The sequence below is a fragment of the Rhizobium ecuadorense genome, from assembly GCF_001187535.1.
In the GTDB taxonomy this organism is placed as follows: domain Bacteria; phylum Pseudomonadota; class Alphaproteobacteria; order Rhizobiales; family Rhizobiaceae; genus Rhizobium; species Rhizobium ecuadorense.
In genome coordinates this window covers 1-253 of the sequence record NZ_LFIO01001470.1, presented here as the reverse complement: position 1 = coordinate 253, position 253 = coordinate 1, and the positions used below count along the sequence as shown (strand labels likewise).

General features: G+C 60.5%; 1 pseudogene. It reads right to left on the bottom strand.

Annotated elements, in window-relative coordinates:
• Positions 1–253 (bottom strand): annotated as a pseudogene (locus AF337_RS30645) (AAA family ATPase); the annotation flags it as partial.

Here is a 253-nt window from a genome sequence, read left to right as displayed (position 1 = left end):
CACCCTCGATGATTGCCTTCCCCACCAGGATATCGGCAATCTTTTCGACGGCCGCACGGAACCGCGTGACGATCTCCCGGCTTCGCTCCATTTCCTGACGGAGAACGCGCTCGACGCGGGCGGCAACCGCCGCGTTGTTCTGGCGGACACGATCTCGTTGCTGGAAGGAGTTCAGATTGAAATAGGAAAGGCCGTCTCCCATCCCGAGCTGGATCTCCATCATAGTGGCGACGTCGCTCGCCCTGTGGAGATC